The 16,206-nt window shown below is 46.3% G+C and carries 21 protein-coding genes; 14 read left to right on the top strand and 7 right to left on the bottom strand.

Going from position 1 to position 16,206, the window contains the following annotated elements; translation table 11 throughout:
• The 5 genes from LEPBO_RS0123380 (at position 1) to LEPBO_RS0123400 (ending at position 5,469) form a co-directional block, all read left to right on the top strand.
• Complete coding sequence (locus LEPBO_RS0123380; RefSeq protein WP_017290018.1) at positions 1-615, top strand: hypothetical protein; 615 nt, start codon at positions 1-3, stop codon at positions 613-615.
• 32 nt (positions 616-647) lie between these two features.
• Positions 648-2,414, top strand: a complete 1,767-nt coding sequence (locus tag LEPBO_RS0123385; protein WP_051077821.1) for a DUF885 domain-containing protein — start codon at positions 648-650, stop codon at positions 2,412-2,414.
• Between the two features lie 101 nt (positions 2,415-2,515).
• Complete coding sequence (locus LEPBO_RS0123390; RefSeq protein WP_017290020.1) at positions 2,516-2,986, top strand: photosystem I reaction center protein subunit XI; 471 nt, start codon at positions 2,516-2,518, stop codon at positions 2,984-2,986.
• Between the two features lie 234 nt (positions 2,987-3,220).
• On the top strand, positions 3,221-5,170 hold the full coding sequence (locus LEPBO_RS0123395; RefSeq protein WP_017290021.1) for a hypothetical protein: 1,950 nt from the start codon (positions 3,221-3,223) through the stop codon (positions 5,168-5,170).
• Positions 5,171-5,340: 170 nt separating this feature from the next.
• Positions 5,341-5,469, top strand: coding sequence for a photosystem I reaction center subunit VIII (locus LEPBO_RS0123400; RefSeq protein ID WP_017290022.1), 129 nt, complete (start codon positions 5,341-5,343; stop codon positions 5,467-5,469).
• 75 nt (positions 5,470-5,544) lie between these two features.
• Here LEPBO_RS0123400 and LEPBO_RS41165 read toward each other — a convergent pair whose 3' ends face one another.
• The 6 genes from LEPBO_RS41165 to LEPBO_RS0123420 all read right to left on the bottom strand — a co-directional run bounded on the left by LEPBO_RS41165 (position 5,545) and on the right by LEPBO_RS0123420 (position 7,852).
• A complete protein-coding gene (locus LEPBO_RS41165) occupies positions 5,545-5,664 on the bottom strand; it encodes a photosystem II reaction center protein J (protein WP_071596184.1) in 120 nt (39 codons plus the stop codon).
• 43 nt (positions 5,665-5,707) lie between these two features.
• Positions 5,708-5,836 carry a photosystem II reaction center protein L gene (locus LEPBO_RS41170; RefSeq protein WP_431191177.1) on the bottom strand — a complete coding sequence of 43 codons (129 nt, stop codon included), beginning with the start codon at positions 5,834-5,836 and terminating at the stop codon, positions 5,708-5,710.
• 11 nt (positions 5,837-5,847) lie between these two features.
• Positions 5,848-5,982, bottom strand: a complete 135-nt coding sequence (gene psbF / locus LEPBO_RS0123405; protein WP_017290023.1) for a cytochrome b559 subunit beta — start codon at positions 5,980-5,982, stop codon at positions 5,848-5,850.
• A 27-nt stretch (positions 5,983-6,009) separates the two neighbouring features.
• A complete protein-coding gene (gene psbE, locus LEPBO_RS0123410; protein WP_017290024.1) occupies positions 6,010-6,270 on the bottom strand; it encodes a cytochrome b559 subunit alpha in 261 nt (86 codons plus the stop codon).
• Between the two features lie 177 nt (positions 6,271-6,447).
• Complete coding sequence (locus tag LEPBO_RS0123415; protein ID WP_017290025.1) at positions 6,448-7,491, bottom strand: photosynthesis system II assembly factor Ycf48; 1,044 nt, start codon at positions 7,489-7,491, stop codon at positions 6,448-6,450.
• On the bottom strand, positions 7,478-7,852 hold the full coding sequence (locus LEPBO_RS0123420; RefSeq protein WP_017290026.1) for a rubredoxin: 375 nt from the start codon (positions 7,850-7,852) through the stop codon (positions 7,478-7,480). Before LEPBO_RS0123420 ends, LEPBO_RS0123415 begins: the two co-directional genes overlap by 14 nt.
• 285 nt (positions 7,853-8,137) lie before the next feature.
• On the opposite strand from LEPBO_RS0123420, the gene ndhC reads away from it, so the two are divergent.
• The 9 genes from ndhC (at position 8,138) to LEPBO_RS0123465 (ending at position 15,066) form a co-directional block, all read left to right on the top strand.
• Entirely contained in the window at positions 8,138-8,500 is a 363-nt protein-coding gene (ndhC, locus tag LEPBO_RS0123425; RefSeq protein ID WP_026148871.1) for a photosynthetic/respiratory NAD(P)H-quinone oxidoreductase subunit C, read from the top strand.
• On the top strand, positions 8,491-9,219 hold the full coding sequence (ndhK, locus tag LEPBO_RS0123430) for a photosynthetic/respiratory NAD(P)H-quinone oxidoreductase subunit K (protein ID WP_026148872.1): 729 nt from the start codon (positions 8,491-8,493) through the stop codon (positions 9,217-9,219). The genes ndhC and ndhK overlap by 10 nt, the downstream gene beginning before the upstream one ends.
• Complete coding sequence (locus tag LEPBO_RS0123435) at positions 9,212-9,718, top strand: NAD(P)H-quinone oxidoreductase subunit J (RefSeq protein WP_017290029.1); 507 nt, start codon at positions 9,212-9,214, stop codon at positions 9,716-9,718. Before ndhK ends, LEPBO_RS0123435 begins: the two co-directional genes overlap by 8 nt.
• 129 nt (positions 9,719-9,847) lie before the next feature.
• Entirely contained in the window at positions 9,848-10,228 is a 381-nt protein-coding gene (locus LEPBO_RS0123440; RefSeq protein ID WP_017290030.1) for a DUF423 domain-containing protein, read from the top strand.
• 47 nt (positions 10,229-10,275) lie between these two features.
• Positions 10,276-11,046 (top strand): ergothioneine biosynthesis protein EgtC, encoded by a 771-nt coding sequence (egtC, locus tag LEPBO_RS0123445; protein WP_017290031.1) that lies wholly within the window; start codon positions 10,276-10,278, stop codon positions 11,044-11,046.
• Positions 11,015-12,199, top strand: coding sequence for an SUMF1/EgtB/PvdO family nonheme iron enzyme (locus LEPBO_RS0123450; RefSeq protein ID WP_026148873.1), 1,185 nt, complete (start codon positions 11,015-11,017; stop codon positions 12,197-12,199). The genes egtC and LEPBO_RS0123450 overlap by 32 nt, the downstream gene beginning before the upstream one ends.
• A gap of 5 nt (positions 12,200-12,204) precedes the next feature.
• On the top strand, positions 12,205-13,218 hold the full coding sequence (egtD, locus tag LEPBO_RS0123455) for an L-histidine N(alpha)-methyltransferase (protein WP_017290033.1): 1,014 nt from the start codon (positions 12,205-12,207) through the stop codon (positions 13,216-13,218).
• Between the two features lie 300 nt (positions 13,219-13,518).
• The gene (locus LEPBO_RS0123460; RefSeq protein WP_017290034.1) at positions 13,519-14,130 is read left to right on the top strand and encodes a hypothetical protein; all 612 of its coding nucleotides are present in this window, start codon (positions 13,519-13,521) and stop codon (positions 14,128-14,130) included.
• Between the two features lie 39 nt (positions 14,131-14,169).
• On the top strand, positions 14,170-15,066 hold the full coding sequence (locus LEPBO_RS0123465; RefSeq protein ID WP_017290035.1) for a carbohydrate ABC transporter permease: 897 nt from the start codon (positions 14,170-14,172) through the stop codon (positions 15,064-15,066).
• Here LEPBO_RS0123465 and LEPBO_RS0123470 read toward each other — a convergent pair.
• Complete coding sequence (locus tag LEPBO_RS0123470) at positions 15,063-16,175, bottom strand: hypothetical protein (protein ID WP_017290036.1); 1,113 nt, start codon at positions 16,173-16,175, stop codon at positions 15,063-15,065. The genes LEPBO_RS0123465 and LEPBO_RS0123470 overlap by 4 nt on opposite strands.
• Positions 16,176-16,206: the final 31 nt, after the last annotated feature.

A 16,206-nucleotide genomic window follows, 5' to 3' on the forward strand; every position in this document is an offset into this window, starting at 1 on the left:
ATGAGAGAAGTACCATCTAGAATTCCGCAGTACAAAGTCTCGATTTGGGAAACGGTCGCGATCGTACTCGGCGCGATCGCCACATTAGGAGTTGGTTTAACAGGGTTAGCGCTCAAGTTTTTGAGCAATGCGGCAACCCCCCAACGGGCAGAAGCGATCGCCAGCAATATTATGAGTTATTCACTGCCAGGAGCATCACAGGGCTTATTGGGCGTGAATCTTGCAGGGGCGAAAGTGGCATTGATCGCCAGTGAAGGAGATGAACCGGACATTCAGCTCTTAGTCGCACGGGTTCCCATCGAACAAGAATCGGGACGCAAGCAAGTCGATCGCATTTTAGATAGCATTGCCTTGGGTGCGGATGAGGAAGAACTGAAGATTAAATCCGTGCGGGTGGAGAACAAAAATCTCTGTGGCACGTCTACCTCAGTTGTGATTCGCGAAGGGCAGTTGAAGTACCCCGATTCTCCTGAGCAAGCTACCGTGATTTATCGCGCTAGTGTGAATTTAGAAGATAGTCGGTATGTTGTGAATTTGCTGACGAATGGACAGGATCTCAAAACGGCAGCAGAAAAAGCCTCGACTGTATTTGATTCGCTTCAGTGTAAACAGTAGCGCGCTTAGATTTTAGAGGTTGATTTTAGATTGTGAAGATTATTCGTCGTGTCGTGCGAGTCTCACGTAAAACAGTGTTATGGTTGGCGATCGCGACTTTTGTCTTTGCGATCATGTCTCATTCGGTCGTTGATGCGATCGCATCTGCACAACCCGATTGGATCAAGCGTAGCAACGAGAATACAAATTTATTGACCGAAGCCGAATCAGCCAAACAATGTAGCGATTTAGCCCTGAGCAAATCCCTGCTGCAACTGGATTCAAACTATGGACAGTGCCGTGAGAAAGGCATCAATACTCTCCTTCAAAGGTTTCAGACGAAGCTCAAACAAGAACGCGATCCTGCCGTAAAACTCGATTTAGAAATTCTGATCCAGTCTGCAACTGAATCATTGAAATCAGATAAATTCCATCGCCAACTTCGCCTACCTTATGTCGATTTAGCTAAAGAGATTCACAATAGCTTAGATGATTTGAGCAGACCGGATCTCGTGAAACTATTGCAGCAATTGAATGGAGACGAAACGGGAAAACCAGCGATCGCGACTTTAGCCATTCAAAATCTGCGCGGATCTGTGTCTCGTCCCAATATTTTCTTTCCCTCTAAGTCGCAAATCGAGAAGGATTTATCGAATACATCCTTTCAACTAGAGCGAATTCAGAAACGCTTAGAGCAACAGAAAATCGATCAAGAAAGTTATACAAAGCTGAAAGCTCAAATCACAGAATATACAACTTTTGTCCGACAAGAAATTTTACCGAAATCAAGATTAGATTTTCGATTGTCACCAGAACTTTACGCACTGGAATTACAAGAACGAGGTGTTGAAATCTCGATCGATGAACTGCTCAAGCAAGCTCACACTGCATTTGAATCCATCCAACAAGAAATGGATGTCCTCGCGGCTAAAGTTGCGAAACAAAAAGGCTTACAAACCACAGGATATCGAGAAGTTATTCGCAGTTTGAAAAAAGAACAATTACCCGCAGACAAGATTCTGCCTCAATATGAACAACGCCAAAAGGATCTTGAAGCGATCATTCGACGAGAAAAGCTTGTCACATTGCCAAAACGAAATCTGACCATTCGCTTAACCAACGATCGAGAAAACACCAATTTCCCAGTTCCCCAATATTTCCCGCCCAAATCCTCGCAAAAAACTGCGGGTGTGTTCATTGTTCCACTGCTAAAACCTGACAAACAGCCGCGAGCTTACGATGACTTTACCTATCCCGCCGTTGCCTGGACACTGACCGCACATGAAGGTAGACCCGGACACGATTTACAATTCACGACGATTCAGGACAAAGGCACGTCAGAAGCGAGATCGCGCTTTGGTTACAATCCTGCAAATCATGAAGGATGGGCACTATATGCAGAAGCAATTACGTTGCCATTTATGCCGATCGAGGGGCAATTTATTTCGCTCCAGTTTCAGTTACTCCGAGCAGCACGAGCATTTCTGGAGCCAGAACTGCATCTCGGAAAAGTCTCGATCGACGAAGCCATGCGAATTCTGACTGAAGATGTTGGATTCTCAAAGTTCTTTGCTCAGCAAGAAATTAATCGTTACACGGTGAAACTTCCGGGTCATGCGCCTTCTTATTTCTACGGCTATCAGAGGCTCATGCAGCTTCGTCAAGAAGTCGAAAAACAGATGGGTCAGCAGTTTGATCAAACTGCTTTTCACGATTTTATTTTGGCTCAAGGTTTTATGCCGCAACAGTTACTCCGCCAAACCGTGTTAGAGCAATTTGTAGCCGCAAAAACCAAATCATTTCCTTCTTATCTCAGATAGTGAACTTTTCTGAAGCATTTGTCAGGATCAGCCCCCCGTCATACTTACAATGGTCTCGAATTCTTTTTGTTCTCTTCAGAATCATTAGGAAATATTAAGATATGGCTGACGAGCTTATTAAACCTTACAACGGCGATCCGTTCACAGGACATCTCTCGACCCCTATCAGTGATTCTGGCTTCACCCGCGCTTTCATCGGTAACCTCCCGGCTTACCGGAAAGGCTTATCGCCCCTGTTGCGCGGTCTTGAAATCGGAATGGCACATGGGTACTTTTTGGTCGGTCCTTGGACGCTCCTAGGTCCTCTGCGTGACTCTGATCATGCAGCAGTTGGCGGATTAATTTCTGCAATTGCTTTGATCTTGATCGCAACGGCTTGCCTATCAACCTATGGCTTAGCTACTTTCCAAGGAGATAATGACTCCGCTACAGATTCGCTACAAACCTCTGAAGGTTGGAGCCAATTTGCAGGTGGATTCTTCGTCGGAGCAACCGGTGGCGCAGCCGTTGCCTTCTTGCTGCTATCGAATTTCCCGATCATCGATAAAATCTTCACGGGCGCATTTAACTAGAGTTTAACTAGAGTTCTACCCGTACTGAAATATCTTGCCAATTTAGCTCGATCGCCTTTGTCGATCGAGCTTTTTTGTGCTGCCTTACCTACAGCCCTGAAAAGATAAGCGCTTGCTCTTTCTCCCCACTCCCCACTCTCTCACTTAAAATCAATGCAATAAATTCGCCAAAATCCGCCAGACATGGTATACCCTGTTAACTGCAAATTCTGGTGAACGCCTCTTTACCGACCTATGCCTGACATGCAACCCTGGGAATTTTTAATTCAGCAAGATGGCGATCGCGCTTGGCTACCGCTCGACACCGCCGATGTCGAGATTCTCGAAGGTCGGTATCGCATCGCCGCAAAATCTCCACTCAAAAACACCTCGGTTTCAGTCCGAGTCCGCTACGATGCGATCGACGAAATTCCTCCCAAACGCCGGACTCAGACTCGCACTCAGCAGACCAATCAGAAAGGACTGATGGTAGTCATTCCCTACACAACCCTCCTTCCCGGTTTCTGGGAGTTTCAATGCACCTCTGAAACAGGAACCGTGCAGTCAATGCAGTTGAAAGTTTTATCGATCGCGGCTGATCTCGTCGAAGATTGGAACCCTGACTGGGAAGACGCAGAGCACGCCACGCTCGAATTTGTCGCCCCTGCTTTAGAATCCGACCTGTTAGAACCCAAAGAAACGTCTGCTGATTTACTTTCTATCGATGATATTCTGCAGGATGCCGAATCCGAATCCGGCACGATCGCAGACGAGATTTTACGAGAATATGGCTTAGTTTCAGAATCGCCTTATGAAGATTTCAGAGTGCCACAGAATCCGATGTTGCCGGATTCTGTTGTGGCGATCGCGCTCGTGCAAGACACCTTTATTGCTAATCGCGGTGAACCGTTAACGATCTCGGGGCAAATTGCGTCTGAAGAATTGACCGAAATCGCTCATGCAGAACTGCGAATCTGTCTGCGTGATCCCCAAAGCTCGAAAATGCTTCTAGAAACCCGCGAAATGCTTCAAAACGAAGCTTTACCCTTTCAGTTGAAGTATCGCGTCACCTTGCCGATTGAACTCAAGACTCAGGTCATTTTGGGCGAGATCACCCTGCACGATCTCAGAGTGGAAGGTCATCCTGCGTTAGCAACCCAATCTTTTAGTTTGATGTCTGCTGTAGATGAGCTAGTCGATGCGATGCACGAAGCGAAGCGAAGCGATCGCAACATGGCAGAAGACATGCTCGATCTCCCGACAACTCGCCCCACTGCTGCACATCCCCCGCTCAATCTCACGTTTCTGAATTTCGTCACAACTGCCAAAGAATCTGAAGGCACAAACTTTACGGTCAAAGAATCTTCCAGTTTGCCGCCGCAACTGCGCCAACCCAATCCGTATGTCCGCCGCAAACTCGACCTTCCTACTTTTGGCATTCAGCCTGATGTCGCGAACCCGGAATACACCGATGGAACTCAGCTAGAAATTCCGCTCTCTGGCGCATTTGTCCCACTTGAAGTCACACCAGACCCAATTCAAGAGCCAGAACCGATTCAAGAGCCAGAACCGCCTAAGGTAGAAGATCTCTATCTCGCGCCGCTCGAAGAATCTGCACCTGCCAGCGACCTCAAAGTTCAAGCAGACGATCGAGATTCTATCCCCGAAACTGCCACACTCAATCTTCAGCCTAGTTCTGATGAGGTCGTCAATGAGTTTGTGGTTGATGACGAGCCGATTTTACCTCTGAATGATCTGATTATCTCGCGTCGTAATCACTCGATCGCATCTGAACGTGCCCGTAATCCACTGCTGCTGCCTGAAACGGAGCCTGTCCCCGATCCAATTGTTCTGATTGCTGAACCAGAACTCATCGGTGGAAAATCAACGACTGTCCGCCTCAAACTCCCAGACATTGTGCCGAAAATTTATGCCAAGCTCTGGGTGAGCGATCGCCAAAATCGCAGCTTAATCGAACCCTCACGCTGGATCATCGACTTCAAACCGGACGGACATGGCAACCTTGAAGCCACCACCGAAATCAAAGTCCCCTTTGAGTGTGTTGAAATTCAAATCGAAGCGATCGCCGTTGAAGTGATGACGAATCGAGAAAGCCACAAGGTTATTGTGACTCGCCAAGTTGTCCCGGAAGAACTGCCGGACTTATGGCTCGACGATCTCGATACGGACTCGATTTCCTTATAGCTCAGCCCAAGTCTGACAAACCTAACCTGAAACCATTGAGCTTTTCCAAAAGCAGTTGTCCCTGTCAGAACGTCTTCTAATGTTAAGAATTCTAAGAGCAACGCGCTCAGCGTTACCCAAGGCATGTAAATTCACAAATGGAATCATCTAACGAATAGGAAACTTTTCTTATGACAGGTTCATATGCAGCTTCATATCTGCCTTGGATTCTCATTCCCGTTGTGACCTGGTTACTTCCCACGGTTGTCATGGGCTTGTTGTTCTTGTACATCGAACGTGAAGATCCAAGCGGCATCTAAGCCTCTTGGTTCCAAACGCATTAGCAAAACAAAGCCGCCTAGTACTAGGCGGCTTTTTCTTATCTTTGAATGAACTTACAGCGAAGAGCCAATGCTGGTATAAGAACCATAGAAAAACAAGCTCATTACACCGATCACGCCCAAGCCTGCAACAGTTGCTACAAGCCACAGGGGAATTCTTCCACCAGTCTGCACGGTCTTACCTCCTAACTAAAACAGCAATCTGAACAATCAAACACTAATTGAAGAAATAGCTAGAGAACAAAATTCCCAGCGTAAAAATCAACAAAAGCCCCAAATACAGAGAAGTCCGGTTAAGTTCAACGGGCTGCTTGTTAGGGTTGGGAGCGCCTTTAATTCCTGCCACGGTTCAAACTCCTATCGTTGAATAAATTGCATCGACGCGATCGCGCCAATGAAGAAGATCGCTGGCACAGCCAAAGTATGAACTGCCAACCAGCGGACTGTAAAAATCGGATATGAAATAGGTTCGTTCGGGGTGTTGCCTGTCATAATTTTCTCAACCTTTTTGACTCAAAACTACTTTCCAACTTGCGAAGCAAATTTATCCACTTGCTGTTTTGCAGCCGAGCGGTTGCTGACGATCGGAAGCTGCTCTTGACGTGCAGTTGGATAGTATTCGTTCGGGCGAGGCGTGCCAAACACGTCATACGCCAATCCCGTACTGACAAACAACCATCCCGCAATGAACAATGCCGGAATCGTGATGCTGTGAATAATCCAGTAGCGAATGCTAGTTACAATGTCGCCAAACGGGCGCTCACCAGTAGTACCTGCCATGTTTGCTCTCTCCAGAAGTCAACGAACAAAAGCCTTATCTGTATCATACGGGACGGGAGATGCCCTCACAAGTCGATCGTTAAAATTTGATCCCGTGTTTCTCATAATTGGGGAGATAGGGAGTGGGGGAGTTTATAAAATAGTCACCCTTCACTCCTTCCCCTATTCCCCTAATTTCTAAGCCACCGGCTCATATTTCAACAACGTGCCGCGTTGCCCCATAATGAAACCTGTCTTCGAGTCAAAGAACATAATCCTGTAGAGGTTCGCTGGAATGTTCTCAACATCGCGATCCTTTTGCCAAGATTTACCGCCATCGAAGCTAGCTAACAGGTTGCCACTGCCACCGACGACCCAGAGTTCATTCGGTGTGCGATAGCCGAGATCCAATAAACCCCAACTGGTTGAGAATTCAGGATTCTGTGCTTCTGACCAGTCTTCAGGACTCGCTGAATTTGTGAATTGAATCTGCCCGCCTCTTGCCAACATCCACAGCCGACCATCTGGCGCAAATCCCATATTTTGTAATTTGCGTGAGCTATTCCGGTTGAAAGGCTGCCAAATGTCTTGACCGGGTTCCCAAGTTGAGAAGAAGTTTCCGGTCGAAGATACTGCAAGGTATTTTCCGTCGGGAGTGCGATCGATACTCCGCATCACCCCAAACGCTTCTTTCACCAAAGCTTTCCAGTTTTTACCACCGTCCGTTGTGCGATACACTGCTCCAACGTCCGTGGTCATCTCAGCCGTATCTTTGCCCAATGCAACGATCTTCTCAGGAGAGCCAGGAAGCTTGCTGCTCAATGGCAGACGTGCCCAAGACTTACCGCCATCACCCGTATGCAGCAGAATCGAAGGCTGTCCAGCAATCCAACCATCATCTCCAGAAAAATTTACTGAAGTCAGACGATAGGACTGCTCACCTAAATTCAGAATCTTTTGCTTCCAGGATTTTCCGCCATTTGTAGTTTCGAGCAATGCCGTATTGGTGCCGACCATCCAGCCATGCTGCTTGTCACCGGTGAAGCTAATATCGAGCATATTTTCTTCGATCGGTAACGGAACCACCTGCCAGGGATTATTCACAACCGCTGGCAAAAACCCTTTACATCCAGTCGCCAGGAAGACAACTGCCAATAATATTACAAACTGTTTCCAGGCTCTCAAAATCCGATACATTGCACTTGATCTCAATAAATAAAAGGGTTCGTTACTGTAAGCCATAAAGACTTAAAAAGAAAATAAATCCAACAATCAGCGCACCGAAAATTAGCAGGTTTTTCTGCCCCGGTGTTAAGGTATTCACCCCAAACCCATATCCCAAATTTTGCTTAAATCCAGACGGAGCATTGAGCGGACCAATATTCTGAAAGCGTTTCTTAGGAGCGCCACAGACTGGGCATTTCCAGGTAATTGGCAATTCCTCAAATGCAACACCTGCAGCGATGCCTGAGCGATCGTCGCCTTTGGTCGGCTGATAGATATATCCACAAGCCGCACACTCATGTTGATCCATATCTTTTGGCTCAAGCGGTGCAGGCGTTTCGACGGCATTCTCTTGGGGTTCAACAGATTCGGTACTCATGGCAAACGTCAGGGAGTTACCCAAACCTTAAAATGTACGTTAATTATTATGACATTTTGCGATCATTCTGAACGTCGATCGAGGGATTGCGTATCACATATACTGATCTGGGAGTTGAATCTGATTCTGATAGATTTTTCTTGATGGCTTCGATTTAGAAGCGATCTCTGAAAGTTCTTGATTTAGTAAGTATTTCAGCGCACCATGAGAAATTGCAGCACACTATAATAATGAGAGTGTAAAGCGCGAAGTCCATTTTTGTAGAACGAGAGGCGGCGAATACCTGTGTATGTCCTAAGTGGTTATGAATATCTTTTAGGCTTTTTGCTGATTTGCAGCTTAGTTCCGGTTCTGGCTCTTCTGGCTTCTAAGCTAGTTCGCCCTAGCCGTCGAGGTCCTGAACGCCGTACGACGTACGAATCCGGAATGGAGCCAATGGGCGGAGCCTGGATTCAGTTTAATATCCGTTATTACATGTTTGCCTTGGTCTTTGTGATCTTCGACGTGGAAACGGTGTTTTTGTATCCCTGGGCGGTCGCTTTCAATCGTTTAGGCTTGTTAGCGTTTATTGAAGCCCTAATTTTCATTGCAATTCTAGTTGTTGGACTCGTCTACGCTTGGCGCAAAGGAGCATTGGAATGGTCATGAATCCAGAAGCGGCTTCGCTCAATGGCGGGTCGATTATTAATCCGATCGAGCGTCCTAGTGTGACGCAAGAATTGTCGGAAAATGTCATTTTGACGACGGTAGACGATTTGTATAACTGGGCAAGACTTTCGAGTTTGTGGCCTTTGTTGTTTGGAACCGCTTGCTGCTTTATCGAATTTGCAGCTTTGATTGGTTCAAGATTTGACTTCGATCGCTTTGGATTGGTTCCGCGATCAACCCCTCGCCAAGCAGATTTGATTATTACGGCTGGCACGATCACGATGAAAATGGCTCCGGCGTTGGTTCGTCTTTATGAACAAATGCCTGAACCAAAGTATGTGATTGCAATGGGAGCTTGCACGATCACGGGTGGAATGTTCAGCGTAGACTCACCGACCGCAGTGCGAGGCGTTGACAAACTGATTCCGGTGGATATTTATTTACCGGGTTGTCCTCCTCGTCCTGAAGCGATCGTGGATGCGATCATCAAATTGCGCAAAAAAGTTTCTAACGAATCGATTCAAGAACGTGCCCAGTTGCGTCAAACTCATCGCTACTACAGCACGACTCACAGCATGATTCCTGCTGAGGTAATTCACGATGGGAAATATCTCCAAGCTGAAAGCCGGATTGCGCCGCCGCGTGAATTGGCTGAAGCAATGGGTCTAGAAGTCCCGGCAGTCTTGCAAGAAGCAAAGGAGGGTGTCGATCGTGGCTGAAGAACAACAATCAACGATCGTTGAAGCGGGTAAAACCTCAAAGTGGCTGACTGAGAACGGGTTTGATCATGAATTCATCGGCTTGGATGCAAGCGGTGTAGAAATGATCAAAGTTGAGCCAGAATTGCTGATTCCTTTTGCAACAGCACTTCAAGCGTATGGGTTTAACTGTCTTCAGTGTCAAGGTGCTTATGATGTCGGTCCTGGCGATCAGTTGGTGAGTTTCTACCATCTGATTAAGGTGAGCGACAATGTGGTCAAGCCGGATGAAGTTCGGTTGAAAGTCTTTTTGCCGCGTGAAGATCCGAAAGTGCCTTCGGTCTTCTGGATTTGGAAAGGAGCAGATTGGCAAGAACGTGAATCTTACGATATGTATGGGATTGTCTACGAAGGACATCCGAATCTGAAGCGATTGCTGATGCCAGAAGATTGGGTCGGCTATCCACTTCGCAAAGACTACATCGCGCACGATTTCTACGAACTTCAAGACGCCTACTAAGCTTCTCGAATTCGACTTTAAAAGCTCTCTTGAATACTCAGGAGAGCTTTTATGTTTCAGAAGTCTTCTACACAGATCAGGTTTTCACTCTCTGAAAACTCCTTCAAAATCCATTGAGGTGAAGTATTTATGATCCGATTTTTTTTAGCGTCAGGAGCGATTCTGGCAGGCTTGTCAGTGGCTTTCGGTGCTTTTGCAACTCATGCTTTACGAGCCAAATTAGACGATCGAGCTTTAAGCATTTTTGAAACTGGGGCGCGCTATCAGATGTATCACGCGATCGCACTGATTCTCATCGCCCTATTCATGAGCCGCGTTGAACTAAGTGAAACCCTCCTCACAACTTCAGGCATTGCATTTATCAGCGGCATTATTCTTTTTTCTGGCAGTCTTTACGCGCTTTCTTTGTCCGGTGTGAAAATTTTGGGAGCTGTTGCACCTTTGGGGGGAGCAGGATTTTTGATTGGATGGGCATGTCTTGTGATCGCGGCTTTTCAGTGGAAACCATAATTAAAAGGTTTGTGTCACCATGAGAAAGTTCGATCGATGAGTTTCATATGTGTCGATTACTTGGCTATTTCGGACAGCCTGTCTTGCTGGATCGCTTGATTTCTCAGCCTGATCATTCTCTCGTTGTCCAAAGCTATCAGCCCAAAGAAATGACCGCAGGATTGTTGAATGCGGATGGATTTGGAGTCGGTTGGTATCATGCGACGCGCAAAGCAGAGCCTTTTACTTACCGAAATACGCTACCCATTTGGAATGACTTGAATTTGCAGAGTTTGAGTCGATATGTCGAATCAGGCTGTGTCCTAGCAAATGTTCGTAGTGCAACCGCAGGATTAGCGACCGATTTGAGTAATTGCCAACCCTTTCAACATGCATCGCTTCTAGGCATTCACAACGGATTCATCAAAGACTTTCGGCAGACTCTATATCGTCCGATGCGCGATCGCTTAAGTGATCTGGCATATCAATTCATTCAGGGATTGACGGATTCAGAGCATATCTTTGCAACCGTAATTGATGAACTAGAAACCAGCGCAAATCTCACTGAAGCACTGCATCGCACTTTGAAGGTGTTGATGGAATTGGGTGAAGCCCATCAAACTCCGTTTTCTGCCAATCTGATTTTGAGCGATGGCAATCAGCTTGTCGCATCTCGATATGCTCAGGGTGTACCAACTCCAACGCTCTATTACTTGCAAGATTCTGGCTCAGTCTTAGTTGTTTCTGAACCAATGTTTGATGGAAACTGGAAAGCATTGCCCGATCGCTGTTTGTTGACTGTTCATCATGACCTCAAGCTTGATATCACTCCAATCTGAAATTCGTTCTGACATGCAGCAGTGTCGATCGCGAACCTTAGAGCGAATTCGATCAATTGATTACGACACGTTCTGCACCCAGGCACATGCTGATTTCAGCCCGATCGGATGGCATGTGGGACATATTGCTTATACGGAAGCACTTTGGATTTTGCAGCGTTTAGCAGGGTATCCGCCTTTGATGCCGGAATATCATCGCTTATTTGCTCAAGATGGATTGCCGAAATCTCAACGGGTGAAATTACCAGAGATTGCGACTGTTTTAGAGTATTTGGAACTTGTGAGATCGCAAGTATTTGAGTATTTAGCGATCGCGCCCCTCGAACAGCAAGAACGACTGTGGAAATGGTTGATCCAACATGAATGTCAACATGCAGAGACAATTGCGATCGTACTGGCGTTAATTGAGAGTTCCTCGCTGCGATTTGGGCAGATTCAGCCCCCTAAGTCCCCCATGTATGGGGGACTTCAAGCCGGATGCTCTAGTTTCAAAGTTCCCCAGAATGGGGGATTTAGGGGGCATTCCCAAGCGAGTCATACCTCAGAGAAATTCAACAACATGATCCTGATTCCAGCAGGAAATTTTATCCAGGGCAGTCATGAGATCGAAGCCCAAGACAATGAGCGTCCAGCACATTCAGTCTATTTAGATGACTATTGGATCGATCGCCATCCTGTCACCTATGGAGAATATCGAGCGTTCATTGAAGCGGGCGGATATCAGCAGCCCGAATATTGGACAGCAGAAGGGTGGGACTGGGTGAAATCCAACGAAATCACGCAGCCGCTTTACTCTGGCAAAGCAGACCAGCCCGTTTGTGGCGTAAGTTGGTACGAAGCAGACGCCTATGCGCGATTCGTCGGCAAGCGTTTGCCCAGCGAGGCAGAATGGGAAAAAGCAGCCAGATCTCAAAATATGCTAGGTGAAGTTTGGCAATGGACATCAACCTGGTTTGCGGGCTATGCCAACTTTGAGAGCTATCCTTACCCAGGCTATTCCCAGCAGTACTTTGATGGAAAACATCGAGTCTTAAAAGGAGGAAGTTGGGCAACTTTCCCTTGGGCGATGCGCAATTCCTTCCGAAACTGGTATTATCCCCAAGTTCGCGAAATTTTCGCTGGATTTCGCTGTGTTGTGGTGAAAGGAGCTTAGTTCGGATGTCTGCGTCTTATACGTCTCAATTGTCTGATCGGATTCATCTTGCTTATCTCGTCGATCGCTCAACCCCGTCTGAAGATGAATTACATCCGGGGAGTGATGTGGTTCGCGGACTCAGCCAGACTCCGAAAACACTACCACCTCGATATTTTTATGACGATCGCGGTTCTCTGCTGTTTGAACAAATTACTGAACTCCCCGAATATTATTTAACCCGCACCGAAACTGAGATTCTGAATACTTGTGCGCCCGAAATCGTTGACATTACAGGTGCGTGTGAGTTGATCGAATTAGGCAGCGGAAATTCAACCAAGACGAGAATTTTGCTTGATGCTTATCGATCTGCGGGACATCCTTTAATTTATTGTCCGATCGATATTAGTGCAGGAATTTTAGAAAGCAGTGCCCAAAGTCTTTTAATCGATTATCCAGACCTAGAAGTGTATGGATTAGTTGGAACTTATGAACTGGCATTGAAAAAGCTCCCTTATGCTCAACTGCCGACGAGACTGATCGGATTTATTGGCAGCACGCTTGGTAATTTGAGTCCTGCCGAATGTGATCTCTTTCTCAGCCAAATCACGGCGGCTTTAAATCCTAAAGAATATTTTCTGTTAGGAATTGATCTACACAAATCCAGCGCTCAATTAGAAGCGGCATATAACGATCGACAAAGCATCACTGCCGAATTCAACTTAAATATGTTGCGCCATTTGAATCAGCGATTTCAAGGAGATTTTGATCTCGCACAGTTTGCGCATGTGGCAATTTATAACGAGCGCGATCGCCAAATCGAAATGCATTTACAGAGTTTGAGCGCGCAAACTGTCCATCTCCAATCGTTAAATTTAACGGTAGAATTTCGCGAGGGTGAAACAATTTTGAGTGAAATCTCACGCAAATTCGATTTAGAAGAAATGAAAGAATTACTCTCTGCAAAAAACCTTGATTGTGTGCAAGTTTGGACTGATCCGAATCAGTGGTTTGCCGTTCTCCTCTGCCAACGGGCATAACTTCAAAAAGTAGAGTTTCTTCAATGAAAGGGCACTCTAGTCTCCAGCGAAAATGATGCAAATTCAATCAACCTAATCATTAAATTTGTTAGGAAATGCAACTTTTTATCGAGATCTGGATAAACTGATATAGACAAATTGGAGATTCTGTCCTTGAATAGGTAGAGGAATTACTGAATGAGGTGGCAAAGTCACCCATTAATTCATCCGAAAATCCTGGATTGAGTCACAATACGCAGAATACTGTTTAGGAGATCGCACCGGAGCATCGCAATCCAGTATGAGAAAGGTGAAGGGGAGATGAGTGAAACGACATCATTTTTAGGAGGAGCGGCACTCGCAGGTCTTGCGGCTGTCGTTTTGTTGAAAGGAGGCGTGAGTACAAACTCACCCACACTTGCCCCAACTCAACCCCTTCCCAATTACGGCTATCCAGGTGTTGCGCCAGGTGCGCCCGTTGGTGTAGCTCCAACTGCGCCGCCCGCTCCTGTGGATACTGAAAAGCAGCGAATTGAAACTGAGCAATTAAAGGCTTTGGTCGAGCAGCAACGAGTTCAGACTGAGCAACTGAAGACTCAACTTCAAAGCCAGCAAGCCCTGATCGATACGATGAATGCTCAAAGCAAGTCGAACTTGACTTTGCAAAAGCCTGGAGCTGCGAATCCAAATTCGTCGATCGAAGAGAACCCCGTGTTCTCGAATTTACTTTGGATGCTTGGGGGCGTGATTCTCGCATTTGGAGGCGGAATTGCTTTAGTGGGGATGTTCGTTTTATTTGCGAAACAGCAACGTCCGTCTCGAACGATCGAAGTGATTCACGATGAATATCCGGGATATTTGAATCGTCGCCGGACGCAAGTTTTACCAGCTCGACGGGCGATTAGACGAGTTGAAGCAGAAGAAATCGATTAGAGGTAAAGTGTGAGTTGGCTTTTCGCAAACTCATACCCGATGAATAAGATATTTCTCGAAAGCTGGTATCCGATTCAGAGGCGACTCACGCCTTATTTGTTTCTGTTGCCTGCTTTGATTGTGTTGGGGCTAACGGTTTTTTATCCAGCACTGCAAGCGTTTTATCTCAGTTTTACCCGGTACGATCTGATTGCGCCGCCGGAGTGGATCGGGTGGGAAAATTTTAAGCGGTTGAGTGGCGATCGAGTGTTTTGGCAAACGCTCCGCAATACGATTTTGTATTTGGTTTGTGTCGTTCCAGTTTTGGCGATCGCACCTTTAGCTTTAGCGATTTTAGTCAATCAGAAACTCAAAGGGATTCGCTGGTTTCGGGTGGCTTACTACACTCCGGTGATTATTTCGATGGTCGTCGCTGGAATCGCTTGGAAATGGCTCTATGCGGACAATGGCTTATTGAATCAATTTCTGCGATCGCTGGGGCTTTCTGGAGTTCCCTGGCTGACTGATCCAAATTTGGCACTTTTTAGCGTCATGGCAGTCACCATCTGGAAGGGATTGGGCTACTACATGGTGATCTATTTGGCAGGATTGCAGTCGATTCCAGAAGAACTCTATGAAGCGGGAGCGATCGACGGTTCGGATGGGATTCGGAAGCATTGGGATATCACTGTGCCATTGATGCAGCCTTACTTGCTCTTAGTTGCAGTGATCAGTGCGATTTCTGCAACGAAGGTCTTTGAAGAGATTTTTATCATGACCAAAGGAGGGCCGCTGAATAGCTCTAAGACGATCGTGTATTACGTTTATGATCAAGCCTTTGGGGAATTGCAGATTAGTTATGCTTGCACGATCGGACTGGTCATGTTTTTGATCATTTTAGTGTTGTCGATCGTGCGGCTTGCAGCACAGCGATTGACCGAAACAGAAAATTTCTAGCCAAAGCTGTCCGCTCCATAAACGCTGCTACTCGACGTATCCGTCATCAAGAAGAAATCGCCTCCAGAATCGCTTCCCAAATCGCTGCTCTGGCTGGTGGCAATTCCATGATTGAGAACTTGGAGCAATCGTTGAGGCATCAATGAGTCGAGTTCGACTAGATTGCCTGCTTCTAGCCACTGCACTTCTTGAGGTGCTAAAGATTGGCGTGCCTCACTAGAGAGGGTTTGAGAGGGAGAAGATTGGATGACTCGGAATCGTTTGCCTTTCAGTACTTGATAAGGTGAAAGTCCTAAATCAAAAATTTGAATTGGTTGATCCCCAAACCAATTCGGCTCAGTTCGCAGTTGATGGACTAAGTTCACGCCTTTTGCATCAGCATTGTGAATGGCATACACTTTTAGCTCCGGATTGCGTTTGAGCATTTCCATCACAGTTGAGAAAATATCTTGTGGATAGCCATCAATGCTAAGAACAGCACAGTTGTTTTCAAAGTGGAAATTGTTTGCAATGAGAAATTGAGCAATCTCATCGCGATCGCAGATCACGGCGCGATCGAAACTATAAGCACTGACATCGGGACTAATCGATCGCGGTTGAGCGGACTGTGCAAGAGGTGGTAAAAGCAACGTCGTATCGCCGTTAATCGTTTGCCAGCGACGCAGCCATTCTCGAACTTGAGGCAGCGTAATCAGTTCGGGGCGGGGGTTTCTTCTTTCTTGAAAGCTTTTCCAGGCTCCAGATAGTAGGGAAGCTGAAACGAATATTCCAATGATAGTAATCACCGGATTTGCGAGGAACAAAAAGATAGAAATAACAATAACAATGAAACTGAAAATGAGTAAAACAATGGGATGAAAGCTAGTCAGTTTGTTTAATCGTCGATCGAGTAAGTATTGAAGCTGTCTAGGGGTGAAATGGATCGTTCCGTTATTTGAGATATCTTGTAGTGCTTTTTGGAAGAAGGCATCGGTAAACTTTAAGCGGGGATTACTTTCGGCACTTGGCTCGAAGACAAATGGATGATTGCATTTTTTGCAGCGACCGGAGTTTCTTGTGCGATCGCGCAGATCATTATCGGTATTACATTGTATGCATTTCATGCCCATAGCTATTGCTCCTAGTATCGATCTCGCTTTG

The sequence above is a fragment of the Leptolyngbya boryana PCC 6306 genome (assembly GCF_000353285.1).
In the GTDB taxonomy this organism is placed as follows: Bacteria; Cyanobacteriota; Cyanobacteriia; order Leptolyngbyales; family Leptolyngbyaceae; genus Leptolyngbya; species Leptolyngbya boryana.